This is a genomic window from Parasaccharibacter sp. TMW 2.1884 (assembly GCF_023337695.1).
Classification (GTDB): Bacteria; Pseudomonadota; Alphaproteobacteria; order Acetobacterales; family Acetobacteraceae; genus Bombella; species Bombella apis.
In genome coordinates this window covers 417,253-433,857 of sequence record NZ_QORR01000001.1, presented here as the reverse complement: position 1 = coordinate 433,857, position 16,605 = coordinate 417,253, and the positions used below count along the sequence as shown (strand labels likewise).

Genomic DNA, 16,605 nt, shown 5'->3' with positions numbered 1-16,605 from the left:
TTCCTGATCTGGCAGAAAACCGCCGCTTATTTCTTCCCCTAAACCATGCAAGGCTCCATCAGTCTTCTTCTTTGAGAAGATCGGCCAGCACCTCCATGGCCAGAGCACGGCTGATGGCGCTGCCCCGTTTCATGGCAGCATCATCCAGTCTGTTCACCGCCCGGACCAGTGCCTCCCCTGTCCGGGGCAGCTGACGCCAGAGCCAGTCCGTGACGGACTGTGGCACGACAAGCTGCCGCTCAGCCATGAGAGACAGCAGCAGGGTTGCCCGCAACTCATCCTCTGGCTCTTCCAGCCCCGCTGTCATGGTCGCCCTGAGCCGACTCGCAAGGTCTGGCAGATGGAAAAAACGGCGTGCCGGTGGGTGCCGGGATGCCATGAGCACCCGCCTGCCCGCCGCATGGGCACGGTTGAGCAGATGCAGCAGCGCCACTTCCTGTTTCTGCTCCAGCCCCTCCAGATGGTCGATCACAAACGGGGTCACGCCCGGCTCCAGCTTCTGCCCCGCCACCAGCAGGGCCCCATCTGCATCACAGGACAGTGCCGCAGCCTCGAACTGCACAGCCCCATTCTGCTGCGCCCAGACATGCAGCAGATGGCTTTTGCCTGTACCCGCAGGCCCCCACAGCCAGAGCCTCCCTTCCGGCCAGCGGGCCCGTGCCAGCCATGCACGCGCCGACGCATTGGACGAACCAGCAATGAACCGTTCCGCCGAGAAAGGACGGTCCTGCTGAAGATCCAACACCAGCTGTACCCGTGCGTCTGTCATCCCCGCTTCATCCGCCCCCTTGCCTCAGCCTGCCTGCCCCTGTCATCGGGGAGCAGAAGGTTTCCCATTCTTTCACAAAACCGAAATGATTTGACAGTCCTGCACATTCCGTCTTCACGCAGGATGCTCTATAAAGGCACCAGCATCAACCAGCAGGGACATCATACCCCCATGACCAAGACATCCTCCTCCCCCAGTGCCAGTTACGCCGCAGCCGGTGTGGACATCGAAGCCGGAGATGCCTTGGTCGATGCCATCAAGCCGGCGGCCAAGGCCACGACACGCCCCGGTGTCATGGGCGGGCTTGGAGGGTTCGGTGCCCTGTTCGACCCCAAGGCAGCGGGCCTGAAAGACCCCGTGCTCGTCAGCTGCACGGATGGTGTAGGCACGAAGCTCCTGCTCGCCATCGAAAGCGGCCTGCATGATGAGATCGGCATCGACCTCGTGGCCATGTGCGTCAATGACCTGATCGTGCAGGGTGCCCAGCCGCTCTTCTTCCTAGACTACATGGCAACGGGCAGCCTTTCCGTCGCCGTGGCGGAACGGATCATCAAGGGCATTGCCAACGCCTGCAAGGAAAGCGGCTGCGCCCTGGTGGGGGGTGAAACGGCCGAAATGCCGGGCCTCTATGGCAAGGGCCATTACGACCTTGCAGGCTTCAGCGTTGGTGCCGTGGAACGTGATGCCATGCTGCCCGCCACCATCCATGAAGGCGACAGCCTGATCGCCCTGCCATCCTCCGGTGTCCATTCCAACGGCTTCTCCCTCGTCCGCCACATCGTGGGAGCCTCCGGCCTGAGCTGGAACGACCCTGCCCCCTTCTCCCCGAAGCAGACGCTGGCCGAAGCCTTCCTGACGCCCACACGCCTCTATGTCAGCACCGTTCTTGCCCTGCATGAGAAGAAGCTGATCAATGGCTGCGCCCACATCACCGGTGGCGGCCTGCCCGGGAACCTGCCCCGTGTCCTGCCTGAAGGGCTGGGTGTGGAAGTGGACGGGCAGAGCTGGCCGATCCCCGGCATCTTCTCATGGCTTGCCGAACAGGGACCTGTCAGCGAGGATGAAATGCTGAAGGTCTTCAACTGCGGCATCGGCATGGTGCTGGTCACCAGCGAGCCGGAGAAGGTCATGGCAGAGCTGGAACAGCGTGATGAAGAAGCCATGCTGATTGGCCGTGTAGTCCGCAGCAGCACGCCGTTCCGCCTCACCTCCCCGCTGAATCTGGGCTGAGGAACCAATGGTGAAGAAGACCCCCATCGCCGTTTTCATCAGCGGTCGTGGCAGCAACATGGTCGCCCTGATGGAAGCCTGTGCCCGGCCAGACTTTCCTGCCGAGATCGTTCTTGTCCTCAGCAACCGGGCCGATGCGGCCGGGCTGGAAACGGCCAGCAGGGCTGGAATAAAAACACTCTGCATTCCCCACAAGGAATACGGCAAGGATCGTGAAGCTCATGAGCGGGCACTGGACGAGGCCGTCCGGGCCTCTGGTGCGAAGCTGATCTGCCTTGCAGGCTACATGCGGGTGCTGACCCCCTGGCTTGTCCAGCAGTGGCAGGGCCGCATGATCAACATCCATCCCAGCCTGCTGCCCGCCTTCCCCGGCCTGCATACGCATGAGGCCGCCCTTAAGGCTGGAGCCAAGGAGCATGGCTGCACCATCCATCTCGTAACGGATGGTGTGGATGAAGGCCCCATTCTGGCCCAGGCCCATGTCCCCGTCCTGCCCGGCGATGATGCTGACACTCTGGCAGCCCGTGTTCTGGAGCAGGAACACCGCCTCTACCCGGAAACACTGCGCCGGTTCATCGAGGGACGGCAGATTTCCTGAACAGGATCCACCAGCTGGATACAGAAAAGGGAGCCGTCTCCGGCTCCCTTTCTTATAGGGGCCGATGCCCCATGCCGCTCTCCATTCAGAGAGGGATCAGGGCAGGATTTCCGTCTCGGCAAAGAAGAAAGAAATCTCACGCTTTGCATTCTCGAGGCTGTCAGAGCCATGAACGGAATTCTCGCCAATGCTCTGGGCATAAAGCTTGCGGACGGTTCCCTCTGCGGCTTCGGCCGGGTTGGTGGCACCCATCACGTCACGATGGTGGGCAACAGCATTCTCGCCCTCCAGAACCTGCACGACCACCGGAGCGGAGCACATGAAGGACACCAGCTCACCAAAGAAGGGGCGGTCCTTGTGGACTTCGTAGAAAGCACCAGCCTGCTTCTCTGTCAGCTGGATGCGCTTCTGGGCCACGATGCGCAGGCCTGCATTCTCGAATACAGTATTCACCTTGCCGGTCAGGTTGCGACGTGTGGCATCAGGCTTGATGATGGACAGTGTACGTTCCAGAGCCATAAGACCCTCCTCAGTAATAGACGTCTATAATCAGCCTCCCCTAGAGGAAAAAACCTGTTTCTGGTAGTGTTCGGGGCATCTTTTTTCGTATTTTCATCGTCCGAGGGCCTGCGTGAGTCTGCTTTCCATTACCGATCTTACCTTGCGCATCGCAGGCCGTACCCTGCTCGATCAGGCCTCCCTCACCATCGAACCCGGGCGGCGCATCGGGCTGATCGGCCATAACGGGGCAGGAAAATCCACCCTTCTGGCCGCCATTGCCGGGGACATCTCTCCCGATGGCGGCAGCATCACCCTTTCCGGCCGTGCCACGATGGGCCGGGTGAAGCAGGAAACACCCTCCGGCCACCTCTCTCTTCTGGACACGGTCCTGAACAGCCATGAGGAACGCACCCGCCTTCTGGCAGAGGCCGACAGCACGACAGACCCGACCCGTCTGGCGGACGTGCATGAACGCCTGCTCGCCATCGATGCCCACAGTGCGCCAGCCCGGGCCAGCACCATTCTTGCGGGTCTGGGGTTCGATCAGGCGGCGCAGCAGCGTCCCGTCAATGATTTCTCGGGCGGATGGCGGATGCGTGTGGCCCTGGCCAGTGCGCTCTTTCTGGCCCCCGACCTCCTGCTGCTGGACGAGCCGACGAACCATCTGGACATCGAGGCCACGCTCTGGCTGGAGAACTGGCTGGCCCGCTTCCCCGGTGCGGCCCTGATCGTCAGCCATGACCGTGCGCTGCTGGACAACAGCGTGCAGGCCATTGCCCATCTGGACCAGAAAAAACTCTCTCTCACCCCCGGCGGCTATGAACGCTTCGTGCAGATACGCACGGAACAAAGGCTCCAGCAGAACCGGCAGGCCGAAAAGCTGGCGGACCAGCGGGCGAAGATGGAGGCCTTCGTGGCCCGCTTCCGGGCCAAGGCCACGAAAGCCAAGCAGGCCCAGTCCCGCCTGAAGGCTCTGGCCCGCCTCCCGCAGATTGATGCGGTGGTGGAAGACACCCCCACCCATTTCTCCTTCCCGGCCCCCGGTGCCCTGCCACCCCCCATGCTGAAACTGGATGACGTGTCCGTCGGCTATGGTGAGACGGCCATCCTGCGCCGCCTCTCCCTCCGGCTGGACAGTGAGGACAGGATAGCCCTTCTGGGCCGCAACGGGCACGGCAAATCCACCTTCGCCAAACTTCTGGCAGGGCAGCTGTCTCCCATGTCCGGCGAGGTGCAGGCCTCCTCCCGCCTGCGGGTCGGCTATTTTGCCCAGCATCAGACGGATGAGCTGGTTCTGGATGAAACCCCCGTCCAGCACATGGCCCGTACGCTGAAGGAGGCCACCCCGCCACAGGTCCGTGCCCAGCTGGCCCGTTTCGGGCTGGATGCAGAACGGGCGGAAACCCCTGTCAGCAGCCTCTCCGGTGGCGAGAAGGCTCGCCTGCTTCTGGCTCTGGCCACCCGCCACGCTCCCCATCTGCTGCTGCTGGACGAACCGACCAACCATCTGGACCTTGATGCCCGCGATGCGCTCATCCGTGCCCTCGGTGAGTTTGAAGGGGCCGTCATTCTCATCAGCCATGACAGCCATCTGGTGGAATCCGTCGCTGACCAGCTCTGGATTGCCGAAAACGGAACGATCACGCCTTTTGACGGCGACATGGACGATTACCGCACATGGCTGGACGAACGGGCCAGACAGGCCACGCAGGAAAACCAGCGTCAGGCAGCCCGATCCCGGAAAGACACGGATGACGACATCCCGCAGCCGGACAGGAACCAGCAGCGTGCCCAGCGCAAGGAGCAGACCCGCCAGCTCGCTCCACTCCGCCGCAAGATCCGTGATCTGGAAACACGGCTGGAACGTCTGGAAAAAGCCAAAGCCCAGCTGGAAGCCAAACTGGCCGACCCAGACCTTTATCAGTCCAGCCGTGCAGAAGATATTGCCACGCTGAACAGCGATCTCGCCCTCGTCAGCCAGAAACAGGACGAAACGGAAATGCACTGGCTGGAAGCGCAGGATGAACTTGAAAAAGCCACAAATTGACCTGCCATGAAATAAGCCACATTATCTCTTTCGTCATCTTCGCCGCCCCTCACAGGAACTGCCCCGCCCGATGTCTTTTTTCTTCAACCGCCCTCCCATTCCTGCGGCACAGCAGACTCCCGCCAATGCGCTGGACCGTATCTACGGCATCATTCGCCTGACGTTATGGCTTTCCCTCATCATGCTGGCCATCTGGCTCATGGGCGAGGTACTGGCGGTCCTGTTTGCTGCCACACTGATGGCCATTGTTCTGCACGGGCTGGCCCGCATCCTGCGGCGACACATGAAATTCATTCCCTATCCGGTTGCTGTCAGCCTTGTCGCCCTCGCTGTCATTGGCATCATGACGGCTCTGGTCTGGAGCAACGGCCCGGCCATCGGGGAACAGTTCATTGCCCTCAAGAACGCCCTGGTTGCACAGTCCGGTGACATGCACCAGCATCTCTCCCAGACAACCATCGGGCAGATGGTGCTGGACCACCTGCCCGTCTCGCTGGGTGGCAATGATGCAACAACCCCCCTCAGCAGCTTTGGCTTTGGTCTTGCCGGGTCCGTCACCGGCCTGCTGGGCAGCGCTTTCGGTCTGGTTGGTACGCTCTTTGTCGTGCTGATTTCAGCCTTCTATTTTGCCGTCTCCCCGTCCCTCTACATCAACGGCTTTCTTCGGCTCGTACCGCCCGACCAGCGGGAAACCGCCCGCAACCTCCTCTACAGTGCAGGCAACACTCTCTGGGCATGGACCGCCGGACAGGCTCTGGACATGCTGGCTGTCGGTCTTTTCTCCGGCCTCGGCCTGTATCTGATCGGCATTCCGCTGGCCCTTGCTCTGGGTGTCGTGGCCGGGCTCTGCAACTTCATACCCTATATCGGGGCCATCCTGGGGGCTGTGCCCGCCCTGCTCATCAGCCTGTCCCTCGGCACACGAGAGGCTTTCTTCGTGGCCATTCTCTACAGCATCATCCAGTTCTGCGAAGGGAACATCCTGGCCCCCCTCATCCAGCGGCGGGCCGTTCACATGCCGCCTGCTCTGGCCATCCTGTCACAGAGTGTTTTCGGCTCCATCCTTGGTGTGCCAGGGCTTGTGCTGGCGTCCCCCATCACGGCCGCCCTGTTGGCCGTGTTTGACAAGGCGACTCCACCACTGGCGGATGCTACAAAAACCCAGCTGGAAACCAGTGAGCTGACCCAGCTGGAAATGGCCAGAAACAGGCAGGAACAATCTGACAGCACAAAAAAGGAGACGGATGGCTCAACCTCTCCGCCCAAGAAATGAGCGACTTTCCCCCTCAGGGAAGATCAGGCAGATGGAGTGTCCCACGTTCGAAAGAACGCATCCGGTACGCCCCACCTGCCTTTGTCTGGATACCCACCACATCGGCACCATGCCGGAAGTGCCAGGCTGACAGAATGACGGCCTGACCATCGGCACTGGAAAGCTGATAAACAGCCTCCGCCGGTGTATCCTTGGGGGGGACCTCGCCAGAAATTCCCCAGCCTGTCTGGTGCTGGTGCAGCCACTGGTTCATGGCCGTGATCTCATCGGCCATGAGGTTCCGCTCTTCTCCAGCTTCCTGCACTGTCCCACGGGCAATGTCCGGCAGGGACCAGGGGCGCAGAATGGGCCACGCCACCGTCCAGATCAGCACGACCGGCACGATCACCGCCACCGCAAAAACCAGAAGAAACTTATTGTTGCGGCTCATCCTGCTCCTCCGCCCATGTTCCAGTCACAGCCAGCACATGCGCAACCGCCTCATCAGAAAGATCAGGATGGATCGGCAGGGCCAGCACATGCTCTCCTATCCTCTCTGCCACAGGCAGGGCAACGCCATCATGCACCGCCCGGTACGCTGGCTGCTGGTGCAACGGCATGGGATAATAGATGGCCGTGGCGATTTCCGCCTCGGCAAGGCGGGCCCGCAGACTGTCCCGCAGGGCACGGGATGGCAGGGTCACGCAATAGACAGCCCAAGCGCTCTGGCTTTCCGGCACCCGTGCTGGCGGACGGACCAGCGACGGCAGACCAGCATCATAAGCACAGGCCACAGCCTCACGCCTCTTCAGCTCCTCATCAAAAACATCCATCTTGGCCAACAGAACAGCTGCCTGAAGACTGTCCAGCCGGGCATTCAGCCCGATGCGCTGCACGTCATAACGCTGCGGCCCTTCCCCATGGCTTCTCAGAGAGCGATAAAGTGCGGCCCTGTCGTCATCGTCCGTCAGGACGGCCCCGCCATCGCCATAACATCCCAACGGTTTGGAAGGGAAAAAGGACAAAGTCGTGGCTCTGGCCTCATGCCCCAGCCGGCGCCCCCTGTAAGAAGCGCCAAAAGACTGGGCGCAGTCCGCAACAAGAAAAAGCCCTTCCCGGGTGGCAAGATCGTTCAGCTCATCCCATGGGGCTGGCTGCCCGAACAGATCCACCCCCATGATGGCTACAGGTTTCAGACGACCATCCTGCCGGACATCCGCCAGACGCTGCTCCAGAGATGGCAGGCTGATCTGGAAGGTATGCGGGTCCACATCCACAAAAACTGGCACCGCCCCCAGCAGAAGCACCACCTCCGCAGTGGCCGTGTAGGTAAAGGCTGGCAGAAAAACCGCCATGCCGGGGCCAATGCCCTCCGCCATCAGAACCATCAGCAGAGCATCCGTCCCGGAGGACACGCCGACAGCATGTCTGGCACCGCCATGACGGGCCAGACGCTCCTCCAGCTCCGCCACTTCCGGCCCCATTACGAAACGGCAATGAGCCAGAACCCGATCCAGCCGCTCCCGCAGGGCCGCCCCAAGACGCCTCTGCTGGGCGGGCAGGTCGAGAAAAGAAACAGGCCCGGACAAGAAATCAGCCAGCCCGACGGGTCTGGAGAGACGCCACGGATGAAAGAACAGGCGCACGGACAACCACATCATCAGCGCAGGCTTCTTCCATCACGCCACGCAGGTCCCGCAAATAGGCCGAGCCTTTCAGGGTTCGCTGAACAAGAATGGAACGACGGTCCAGCGGGTCCACCTTGCGGCGGGCCAGATCAAGCTCGCTCAATCGGTCCAGCGCACGGGTAATAGCTGGTTTGGACACATTGAGAGACTGGGCAAGGCCCCGCACCGTATGGGCGCCATCTTCCAGATAGCAGCTCAGAAACACAGCCAGCTGACGGGCAGAAAGATCCGGCCCCTCACCACGTACTGTGGAAACGATCGTATCACGCAGCAACTGAAGCATGCGATTATCAGCATTCCGACTCATAACAAAAGCCCCATCGTTTCCCGGTTTCACACACCCTATCATCCTGCCGGCCCAGCAAGCCTTCCGGCTGTGGTATCAGACGCACCTGTATAGGGATTTCATTCTACTATCCATTCTGTGACGTTTTCACATCGAAATGACAAGCACTCTCAGCGCAAGGCAGCCATTCCAAAACCCGTTTCCCTTGCAAAAGGCAAGAAAAAACAGGTTGCTGCACACAAGATTACAAATTGTTTCTTTTTAGAAACTTTCCGAGAACGCACGGAAAAGTGCCCTCAGGGCCAGCACCTCCCCGCCTGCGGGACGACCGGGCCGGGCCGTGTCATTCCACGCATAGGTATCCACATGCGCCCATCTCTGCCCTTCCGGAACGAAACGCTGGAGGAACAGGGCTGCCGTGATCGCCCCGGCCATCGGGCGGGATGACAGGTTGTTGCAGTCCGCAATGGAGCTGTCCATCCAGCCGTCATAATCTGCCCAGAGCGGCAGCTGCCAGAGCGGGTCGTGAGCTTCCCTGCCGGAGGCCAGGATATGGTCCGCCAGCTCCTCGTCATTGCTGAAAAGGGCGGGCAGGTCAGGCCCCAGAGCCACACGGGCGGCCCCCGTCAGCGTCGCCGCATCCAACAGGACGTCAGGCTGGCTCTCGGCAGCCTCTGCCAGAAGGTCTGCCAGAACGAGACGACCCTCCGCATCCGTGTTGCCCACCTCGACACGCAGCCCCCTTCGGGTTGTCAGCACGTCCCCCGGGCGCATGGCATGGCCGGAGACGCTGTTCTCCACACAGCCGAGGCGGATTTCCAGCGCAATGTCGGTTCCGGCATCCAGCAGGGCACAGGCCAGTGCCAGCATCAGGGCAGCCCCGCCCATGTCCTTCTTCATCTTCGCCATGGAGGAGCCGGGCTTGATGTCATACCCGCCCGTATCGAAGCAGACGCCCTTCCCCACGAGGGACAGGCGGGGAGCATCCTTGCTCCGGCCATCCCGGCGGCCGATCACGACCACGGCTGGTCTGTCCGACCCGGCACCCACCGCCGCCAGACAGGGATAGGCTTTCTCCAGAGCCTCACCTTCCACCAGCTCAACCGCAACCTTCCGCTCCTCCAGCATCCTGCGGGCAGCAGTAGCCAGCTCCGCCGGTCCCATGAGATTGGCGGGCGTGTTGATAAGATCCCGCCCCAGCCAGGCAGCCCGGGCCAGAATCCGGGCCTCTCTCCCGAGGCTGGCCGGAATGCAGAGTTTTGGCCCCGTCTTCTGGTCTTTGCCTCCCTCATGCTTCAGCGAATAATCATACGCCCCAAGGCAGAACCCCAGAACCAGCTCCTCCAGCATGGCGTCGTGAGCGGCGTCCTCCTGCCCTTCAGGCTGCGGCTGCCAGCATCCTTCCTTCAGATGGGCAGGCAGGGCACCATAAGGCATGGGGCCTCGCCCCTCCTCCACGCAGAACACGGCCCCGGCCACACCGGAACCACCCGGCAGGAAGGTGAACTGCCCCGCACGCCCCTCGAAGCCCTGCTGCCGCAGGAAGGCCTCATGCTTCCCCAGCAGGTGGGCAAGGGTCGCCTCATCACCCGCCTTGACCAGATGGAGGGGGAGAGCCACCCCACCATCGCCAGAGGTACAGAGGGGCAAAAACGGAGCGTCAGACATATGGATACCGTCCCATCATCCAGAGCGTGACTCTGGCCTTCCTGAAAAACTGCATGGAATGTCTTGCTTTTATCCGATTCAGGCAAGATCATTCCAGCCATGACGGGACCACATCCAGCCTTTGCCCCAGCCACTTCCCGGCAATCGGGGGTGATCCATGCCGTACTTGGCCCCACCAACACCGGCAAGACCCATTACGCCCTGACCCGCATGATGGCGCACCAGAGCGGCATCATCGGCTTTCCCCTCCGCCTGCTGGCCCGGGAGAATTACGAGCGCCTTGTGAAGCTGAAAGGCGAGCGCCATGTCGCCCTGCTGACAGGGGAAGAAAAAATCATTCCACCGGGGGCCCGCTGGTTCTCCTGCACGGTGGAGGCCATGCCGCTGGACCGGAAGGTGGATTTTGTCGGCATTGACGAGATACAGCTCGCCGCAGACCCGGACCGTGGCCACATCTTCACCGACCGGCTCCTCCATGCCCGTGGCAAGGGAGAAACGCTCTTTCTGGGGGCTGAGACCATCCGGGGGCTGCTCCGGCAGCTGGTTCCCGGCATCACGATCGAGACCCGGGAACGCCTCTCCCGGCTGACGAACATCGGGCCGGTCAACCTCACCCGTCTGCCACCACGCTCGGCCATCGTGGCCTTCTCCGCCACGGAGGTATATGCCATTGCCGAGGCCATCCGGCAGAAACGGGGTGGCTGTGCCATCATCATGGGCCGTCTCAGCCCCCGTACCCGCAATGCACAGGTCGCCCTCTACCAGAACCGGGATGTGGACTATCTCGTGGCTACCGACGCCATCGGAATGGGGCTGAACATGGATGTGGACCATGTCGCCCTCGCCGCCCTGCACAAGTTTGACGGCCAGAACTCCCGTGCCCTCACGCCGCAGGAAGTCGCCCAGATCACCGGTCGGGCTGGCCGGGGCATGAGGGATGGTACCTTCGGCACGACGGCCTCCTGCCCGCCCATGAGCCAGCAGCTCGTCAAGGCGGTGGAAGACCATGAGTTCGAGGCCATCAAGGCCGTCTACTGGCGGCAGACGGCTCTGGATTACACCTCGCCCGAGACGCTTCTCAACAGCCTGATGCGCAAGCCTCCCCGCCCCGGCCTGATCACCGGGCGTACGGCCTCCGATCTGGATGTCCTGACCGGCCTCATGCAGATGGACGACATCCGGGAGGTGGCCCGTGGCCACAGGGCAACGGAACTGCTCTGGGATGTCTGCCAGATTCCGGACTTCCGCAAGCTGGGCGATGGCAGCCATACACGCCTCTGTGCCCGCCTGTTCCTTGACCTCCTGAAACATCGCCGCATCCCTCCAGCGTGGATGGAAAGCCAGCTGAGAGGGCTGGACAGGCTGGATGGCGACATGGACACACTGATGCACCGGCTCTCCGGCGTGCGGGTCTGCGCCTATGTGGCTGCCCGGACGGGCTGGATGCACCAGAGCCGCCAGTGGCAGGAACGCTGCCGTGCCGTGGAGGACCGCCTCTCCGACACGCTGCATGAACGGCTGAAGGAACGCTTCGTCAACAGGCGGGCCACCGCCCTGCTCCGCCGTCCTGAACCCGGGGCGGCCTCCGAGGCTCTCCATGCCGTCACCCCCCAGAACCGCATCATCGTGGAAGGGCACGAGGTCGGGCAGATTGTGGGCTTCACCATGCAGATCGACACGCCCGCCGACAGCCGGGAGGGTGACCTGCTGCGCCGGGCAGGCAGGCGTGCCCTGCGGCAGGCCATGCCCGCCCGGATACGCCATTTCCGCACACAGGACATCAGCCGGTTCACCCTGACCGATGACAGGCAGATTCACTGGGAAGGTGCCCCCATTGCCACCCTCGTGCGGGGCGATGACCTGTTTCACCCCCTCATCCAGCTTCTGCCCGGTGAGTTTCAGGACAACCACCAGAGCCGACAGGTACAGACCCATCTTCAGGCCCTGATGACGGAGCGGATCAGCACCGTTCTGGAATTCTTTTTCCGTCTGGAAGACAAGCTGCAGGACAGTCCCATCCTGCGTGGCCTCTATTACCGCCTGCGGGAGGATGGCGGCACCACCCCTACCCTGCCCGAAGACCGCACCCTTACCCCTGCCGAGAGAAAACGCCTGCACCGCAGCGGGGTTCGCATCGGCTGGCGGCAGGTCTACTGCCCGCAGCTGTTCCGCCCGGCCTGCCTGCCGATGATGGTCCTGCTGCACAACATCTGGCATGACCGCCAGCAGGCCACACCCGATGCCGCCCGAATCTGTCTCACAAGCGATGGCCATCCCATCCCCCCGCCGGGCTGGGAAAAGGCCGGCCCCGTGCATGTCCGTCTGGACAGGCTGGATGCCCTGCTCTCCATCCTTCGTCCCCACGGCAGGCAGCCCGGCCGCAATATCATGGCTCCCGACACACTGGCTTCATCCCTCGGGATAAAGGCGACCCTGCTGCCCGCCCTGCTCAAGAGCCTGAACATTCCCCATCATGCGCCACAGCCGCTTTCGGCCGGGCAGTATGGCGTCGCCTCGCCCCTCATCATTCTGGGTCGGACGGGCCGCAGGGACACACGGCCTTCCGGCCGCCAGAAAGGCACCGAACGGCGCAGGAACCGGCAACAGAAACCGTCTGCTGGCCGCAGGGAACAGAAAGCCGCCCAGAAGCAGGCCGACTCACCATTCGCAGCCCTCCGGAACTGGTCATCTGGCAGATCATCATGATGGACGGACAGCGACTTGATCTCTGGCTCTATTACACCCGCCTGGCCAAAACCCGTGGTCTCTGCGCCGCCTTCATCCGCAAGGGACGGGTTCGCATCAACGGGCAGCGGACCCACAAGACCCATGCCCGCCTCCGGTTGGGAGACATCGTCAGCTTCGCCTCTCCCCACCGTCAGGGGGAGGTCTGCGTATGGCGTGTCATGCAGCTGGGAGAGCGGCGTGGTCCTGCCAGAGAGGCCGCCCTCCTTTATGAACGGATCGAGGAAAAGACGGCCAATTTCTGACAATAGGCTTGCAAAAGGCCCTCCGCTTTCGGCATATCAGTGCTGGAATCTTTGAAATGGGCCGTTTGGCTGGCCTGCAACACCAAACCGGAGACGGCAATAATGGCCTATGTGGTCACAGAAAACTGTGTTCGCTGCAAGTTCATGGACTGTGTGGAAGTCTGCCCCGTTGACTGCTTCTACGCTGGTGAGAACTTCCTCGTCATCAATCCTGATGAATGCATTGACTGCGGCGTGTGCGAGCCTGAGTGCCCGGCAGAAGCCATCTTCCCCGACAGTGATGCCCGTGCCGCTGACTGGATGGAGATCAATGCCAAATATTCAGCCATCTGGCCGAACATGAGCCAGAAGGGCACGCCCCCGGCCGACCGTGAGGAATGGAACGGCAAGGAAGGCAAGCGTGAGATGCTCTCCGAAGAGCCACACAAGGACTGACGCCAGCCTTCTTCCTGCTGGAACGGAACAGAACCCCCGGGGGAATTGTCCCTCCGGGGGTTTTTCTTTGCATGGCTGCCACGGCTGCATCACACATAAAAAAACCGGTGGAGGTTTCCCCCCACCGGTTTCTTCATGTCGCTGACATGATGGGCCGGTCTATCAACCAGCCATCATGTTCGCCTGAGCGTCCCAGAGAACGAACAGATACCCGGCAACCACGATCAGGACCATCAGGGCCGTCACGATGAAAGCTGCCAGATTCTGCCGCTGGGAGAGGCTCTTCGTACCCATGTGCAGGAAGAAGATCAGATGGACGACCATCTGGACTGCAGCCAGCACACCGAGAATGGCAATCGTCTGCCAGAAGGAGAAGGCCTTGCTGAGAACAGTGGCAAAGGATGCCACTGTCAGGACCACGGCAAGGATGAACCCTACAATGTAGGAGCCATAGGAGCCGTGATTTTCACCTTCGTGCGATGTCGTATGATTCCCGCTCATTAGACAACACTCCCCAGGTAAACGAAGGAAAAGACGCAGATCCAGACGATGTCAAGGAAATGCCAGAACAGGCTCAGGCACGTCAGTTTCGTCTGCATCCGGGTGCTAAGCCCCTGTTTGCCCATGATCTGGAAGAACAGGACCAGCATCCAGATCAGACCGATCGTGACATGCAGCCCATGTGTCCCTACCAGCGTGAAGAAAGAAGACAGGAAGGCGGACTTGTCCGGCCCTGCGCCGTGAGCCACGAGCTCGTGGAACTCGTTGATCTCCAGAACGACGAAGGACACGCCGAGCACGAAGGTCAGCAGCAGCCAACCCAGCACGGCACCCTTGTTCTTCTTGTGGGCGTTGATGGAAGCAAAGCCGTAGGTGATGGAGGAGAAAAGCAGGATGGCTGTTTCGATCTCAACATTCTTGATATCGAACAGGTCCTTCCCCGTCGGCCCACCAGCAAAGTGATGGCAGAGTGTAGCAAAGACGGCAAACAGCGTGCCGAAAATGATACAGTCTGTCATCAGGTAGATCCAGAAACCAAAGATCGTGGTTTCCTGCTGATGATGCTCATGCTCATCGTGATGAGCAGAGGGCGCGTGCATTACGTCATAAGACATGGTTTTCATCGCCTCCCTTTACTCTGCTGCCTTGGCAGCGGCAAGCCGCCGGGCAAAAGCTTCTTCATCAGCACGGATCTCTTCCACGGTGACGTAGAAATCAACATCCAGGTTCGCACTGCGGTGAACGATGGTGAAGAAGGCTACGACCAGCCCTACGATCACAGCCCACCAGATGTGCCAGACCAGCGCAAAGCCGATCAGCAGCCCGCAGGCACCCAGCATCGGGCCAACAGCCGAATATTTCGGCATGTGGATCGGCTCCAGCTCGGAGACCGGTGCCGGGCGACCCAGCTCCTTCTCGATATGGAACGTATCCAGGCCACGGATGACCGGCAGACGTGCGAAGTTGTAGTGCGGAACCGGAGACGGAAGGGACCATTCCAGCGTACGGCCAGAACCCCAGTTGTCACCCGTCAGATCCAGAGCATCCGGCTTCTTGTTGACGGCGTCAAACGCAGCCAGCACGAACTGGATGACCTGGCAGGCCAGACCGGCAGCCAGAACGAACACGCCAACACAGGCCACGAGCAGCCAGGGGTGCCAGTTCGGGTTGTCGTAATGGTTCATACGACGGGTCATGCCCTCCAGACCAACAGCATAGAGCGGGATGAAGGAAAGGTAGAAACCGACGAACCAGAAACGGAACGCCCATTTACCCCAGACATCGCGCATCTTGTAGCCGAAAGCCTTCGGGAACCAGTAGCTCAGACCAGCCACGTAACCGAAGAACACACCACCAATAATCACGTTATGGAAGTGCGCCACCAGGAACAGGGAGTTGTGGATCACCCAGTCTGCTGCCGGCATGGCCATCATGACACCGGTCATACCACCGATGGAGAAGGTGATCATGAAGCCGACGATCCAGTGCATCGGACCTTCGAAGCGGACACGCCCCTTGTACATGGTGAAGAGCCAGTTGAAGATCTTCACACCCGTCGGCACGGCGATGAACATCGTCATGATACCGAAGAAGGTGTTCACATCAGCACCAGCACCCATCGTGAAGAAGTGGTGAACCCACACGATGCTGCCCAGGAAGGTGATGATACCCGTTGCGATGACCATCGTGGCATAACCGAAGAGCGGCTTGCCGGAGAAGGTCGCTGCAATTTCGGAGAACACACCGAAGGCAGGCAGGATGAGGATGTAAACTTCCGGATGACCCCAGGACCAGATCAGGTTCAGGTAGAGCATGACGCTACCGCCACCATCATTGGTAAAGAAGTGCATGCCGAGGTAACGATCCAGAGCCAGCAGAGCCATGGAAACCGTCAGAACCGGGAAGGTCGTCAGGATCATGATGCAGGCAAAGAAAGCCGTCCATGTGAAGACAGGAATGTGCATCCACTTCATGCCGGGGGCACGCAGCTTGATGATCGTCGTCAGGAAGTTCATCCCTGTCAGCAGAGTACCGATACCGGAGATCTGCACCGACCAGATGTAGTAATCCACACCGACGCCGGGATTGAACTGCAGTTCGGAGATCGGCGGGTAGCCGAGCCAGCCAACATTGGAGAACTCACCAATGAAGAGGGAGATGTTGATGAGAATGGCACTGACGAGCGTCATGTAGAAGCTGATCGAGTTGATCAGCGGGAACGCAACGTCGCGCGCACCAATCTGCAATGGCACCACGAAGTTGAACAGGGCCTGCATCATCACCATGGCCATGAAGAAGATCATGATCGTACCATGGGCCGAGAAGACCTGGTCATAATGGTGCGGAGGCAGATAACCGGGGTTACCTGCGTAGGCAAGGGCAAGCTGTGTACGCATCATCAGCGCATCGGCAAAGCCACGCACAAGCATGACGAGACCGAGAACAACATACATGATGGCGAGCTTCTTGTGGTCGACCGTGGTCAGCCACTCGCGCCACAGATAACCCCATTTTTTGAAATAGGTGACCGCCGCAAGAACGGCAATCCCGATTACAGCCACACCGATGAATGTACCGACAAGAATCGGCACATCATACGGTATGGACGAAAGGGTAAGTTTTCCGAGCATCTTTAGATCA

At 60.8% G+C, this 16,605-nt stretch carries 16 protein-coding genes; 7 read left to right on the top strand and 9 right to left on the bottom strand.

Annotated features, from left to right (window positions below; translation table 11 throughout):
* Window positions 1-58: 58 nt before the first annotated feature.
* Window positions 59-769, bottom strand: a complete 711-nt coding sequence (locus tag DTI93_RS01905) for a DnaA ATPase domain-containing protein (protein ID WP_081563056.1) — start codon at window positions 767-769, stop codon at window positions 59-61.
* Window positions 770-940: 171 nt separating this feature from the next.
* On the opposite strand from DTI93_RS01905, the gene purM reads away from it, so the two are divergent.
* Together purM and purN are read left to right on the top strand one after the other, a co-directional pair.
* Complete coding sequence (gene purM, locus DTI93_RS01900; protein WP_043561347.1) at window positions 941-1,999, top strand: phosphoribosylformylglycinamidine cyclo-ligase; 1,059 nt, start codon at window positions 941-943, stop codon at window positions 1,997-1,999.
* A gap of 7 nt (window positions 2,000-2,006) precedes the next feature.
* The gene (gene purN, locus DTI93_RS01895; RefSeq protein WP_081563055.1) at window positions 2,007-2,597 is read left to right on the top strand and encodes a phosphoribosylglycinamide formyltransferase; all 591 of its coding nucleotides are present in this window, start codon (window positions 2,007-2,009) and stop codon (window positions 2,595-2,597) included.
* A gap of 96 nt (window positions 2,598-2,693) precedes the next feature.
* On the opposite strand, the gene ndk is transcribed toward purN, so the two are convergent.
* Window positions 2,694-3,116 carry a nucleoside-diphosphate kinase gene (gene ndk, locus DTI93_RS01890; RefSeq protein ID WP_043560494.1) on the bottom strand — a complete coding sequence of 141 codons (423 nt, stop codon included), beginning with the start codon at window positions 3,114-3,116 and terminating at the stop codon, window positions 2,694-2,696.
* Window positions 3,117-3,228: 112 nt separating this feature from the next.
* Between ndk and DTI93_RS01885 the strand changes: the two genes are divergently transcribed.
* Window positions 3,229-5,145 (top strand): ABC-F family ATP-binding cassette domain-containing protein, encoded by a 1,917-nt coding sequence (locus DTI93_RS01885; RefSeq protein WP_086431071.1) that lies wholly within the window; start codon window positions 3,229-3,231, stop codon window positions 5,143-5,145.
* Window positions 5,146-5,215: 70 nt separating this feature from the next.
* A complete protein-coding gene (locus DTI93_RS01880; RefSeq protein ID WP_086431072.1) occupies window positions 5,216-6,418 on the top strand; it encodes an AI-2E family transporter in 1,203 nt (400 codons plus the stop codon).
* 13 nt (window positions 6,419-6,431) lie between these two features.
* Here the strand turns inward: DTI93_RS01880 and DTI93_RS01875 are convergent, their stop codons facing one another.
* From DTI93_RS01875 to DTI93_RS01860, 4 genes are all read right to left on the bottom strand, one after another.
* Window positions 6,432-6,848 (bottom strand): hypothetical protein, encoded by a 417-nt coding sequence (locus tag DTI93_RS01875; protein ID WP_043560501.1) that lies wholly within the window; start codon window positions 6,846-6,848, stop codon window positions 6,432-6,434.
* On the bottom strand, window positions 6,832-7,986 hold the full coding sequence (locus DTI93_RS01870) for a DegT/DnrJ/EryC1/StrS aminotransferase family protein (protein ID WP_227656582.1): 1,155 nt from the start codon (window positions 7,984-7,986) through the stop codon (window positions 6,832-6,834). Before DTI93_RS01870 ends, DTI93_RS01875 begins: the two co-directional genes overlap by 17 nt.
* Before the next feature lie 4 nt (window positions 7,987-7,990).
* Entirely contained in the window at window positions 7,991-8,392 is a 402-nt protein-coding gene (locus DTI93_RS01865; RefSeq protein ID WP_043561353.1) for a MarR family transcriptional regulator, read from the bottom strand.
* Window positions 8,393-8,632: 240 nt separating this feature from the next.
* Window positions 8,633-10,039, bottom strand: a complete 1,407-nt coding sequence (locus tag DTI93_RS01860; protein WP_249079469.1) for a M17 family metallopeptidase — start codon at window positions 10,037-10,039, stop codon at window positions 8,633-8,635.
* A 99-nt stretch (window positions 10,040-10,138) separates the two neighbouring features.
* Between DTI93_RS01860 and DTI93_RS01855 the strand changes: the two genes are divergently transcribed.
* The 3 genes from DTI93_RS01855 to fdxA all read left to right on the top strand — a co-directional run bounded on the left by DTI93_RS01855 (window position 10,139) and on the right by fdxA (window position 13,464).
* Complete coding sequence (locus DTI93_RS01855; RefSeq protein WP_249079467.1) at window positions 10,139-12,745, top strand: helicase-related protein; 2,607 nt, start codon at window positions 10,139-10,141, stop codon at window positions 12,743-12,745.
* Window positions 12,742-13,029, top strand: coding sequence for an RNA-binding S4 domain-containing protein (locus DTI93_RS01850; RefSeq protein WP_043560508.1), 288 nt, complete (start codon window positions 12,742-12,744; stop codon window positions 13,027-13,029). The genes DTI93_RS01855 and DTI93_RS01850 overlap by 4 nt, the downstream gene beginning before the upstream one ends.
* Before the next feature lie 102 nt (window positions 13,030-13,131).
* A complete protein-coding gene (gene fdxA, locus DTI93_RS01845) occupies window positions 13,132-13,464 on the top strand; it encodes a ferredoxin FdxA (protein WP_043561359.1) in 333 nt (110 codons plus the stop codon).
* 162 nt (window positions 13,465-13,626) lie between these two features.
* Here fdxA and cyoD read toward each other — a convergent pair whose 3' ends face one another.
* The 3 genes from cyoD to DTI93_RS01830 are packed head-to-tail and all read right to left on the bottom strand — an operon-like array spanning window position 13,627 to window position 16,595.
* The gene (gene cyoD, locus DTI93_RS01840) at window positions 13,627-13,965 is read right to left on the bottom strand and encodes a cytochrome o ubiquinol oxidase subunit IV (protein WP_043560511.1); all 339 of its coding nucleotides are present in this window, start codon (window positions 13,963-13,965) and stop codon (window positions 13,627-13,629) included.
* Window positions 13,965-14,579: a cytochrome o ubiquinol oxidase subunit III gene (cyoC, locus tag DTI93_RS01835; protein WP_043561362.1), complete on the bottom strand. Its 615-nt coding sequence runs from the start codon at window positions 14,577-14,579 to the stop codon at window positions 13,965-13,967. The genes cyoD and cyoC overlap by 1 nt, the downstream gene beginning before the upstream one ends.
* Before the next feature lie 18 nt (window positions 14,580-14,597).
* Window positions 14,598-16,595: a cbb3-type cytochrome c oxidase subunit I gene (locus tag DTI93_RS01830; RefSeq protein ID WP_043560513.1), complete on the bottom strand. Its 1,998-nt coding sequence runs from the start codon at window positions 16,593-16,595 to the stop codon at window positions 14,598-14,600.
* Window positions 16,596-16,605 lie beyond the last annotated feature (10 nt).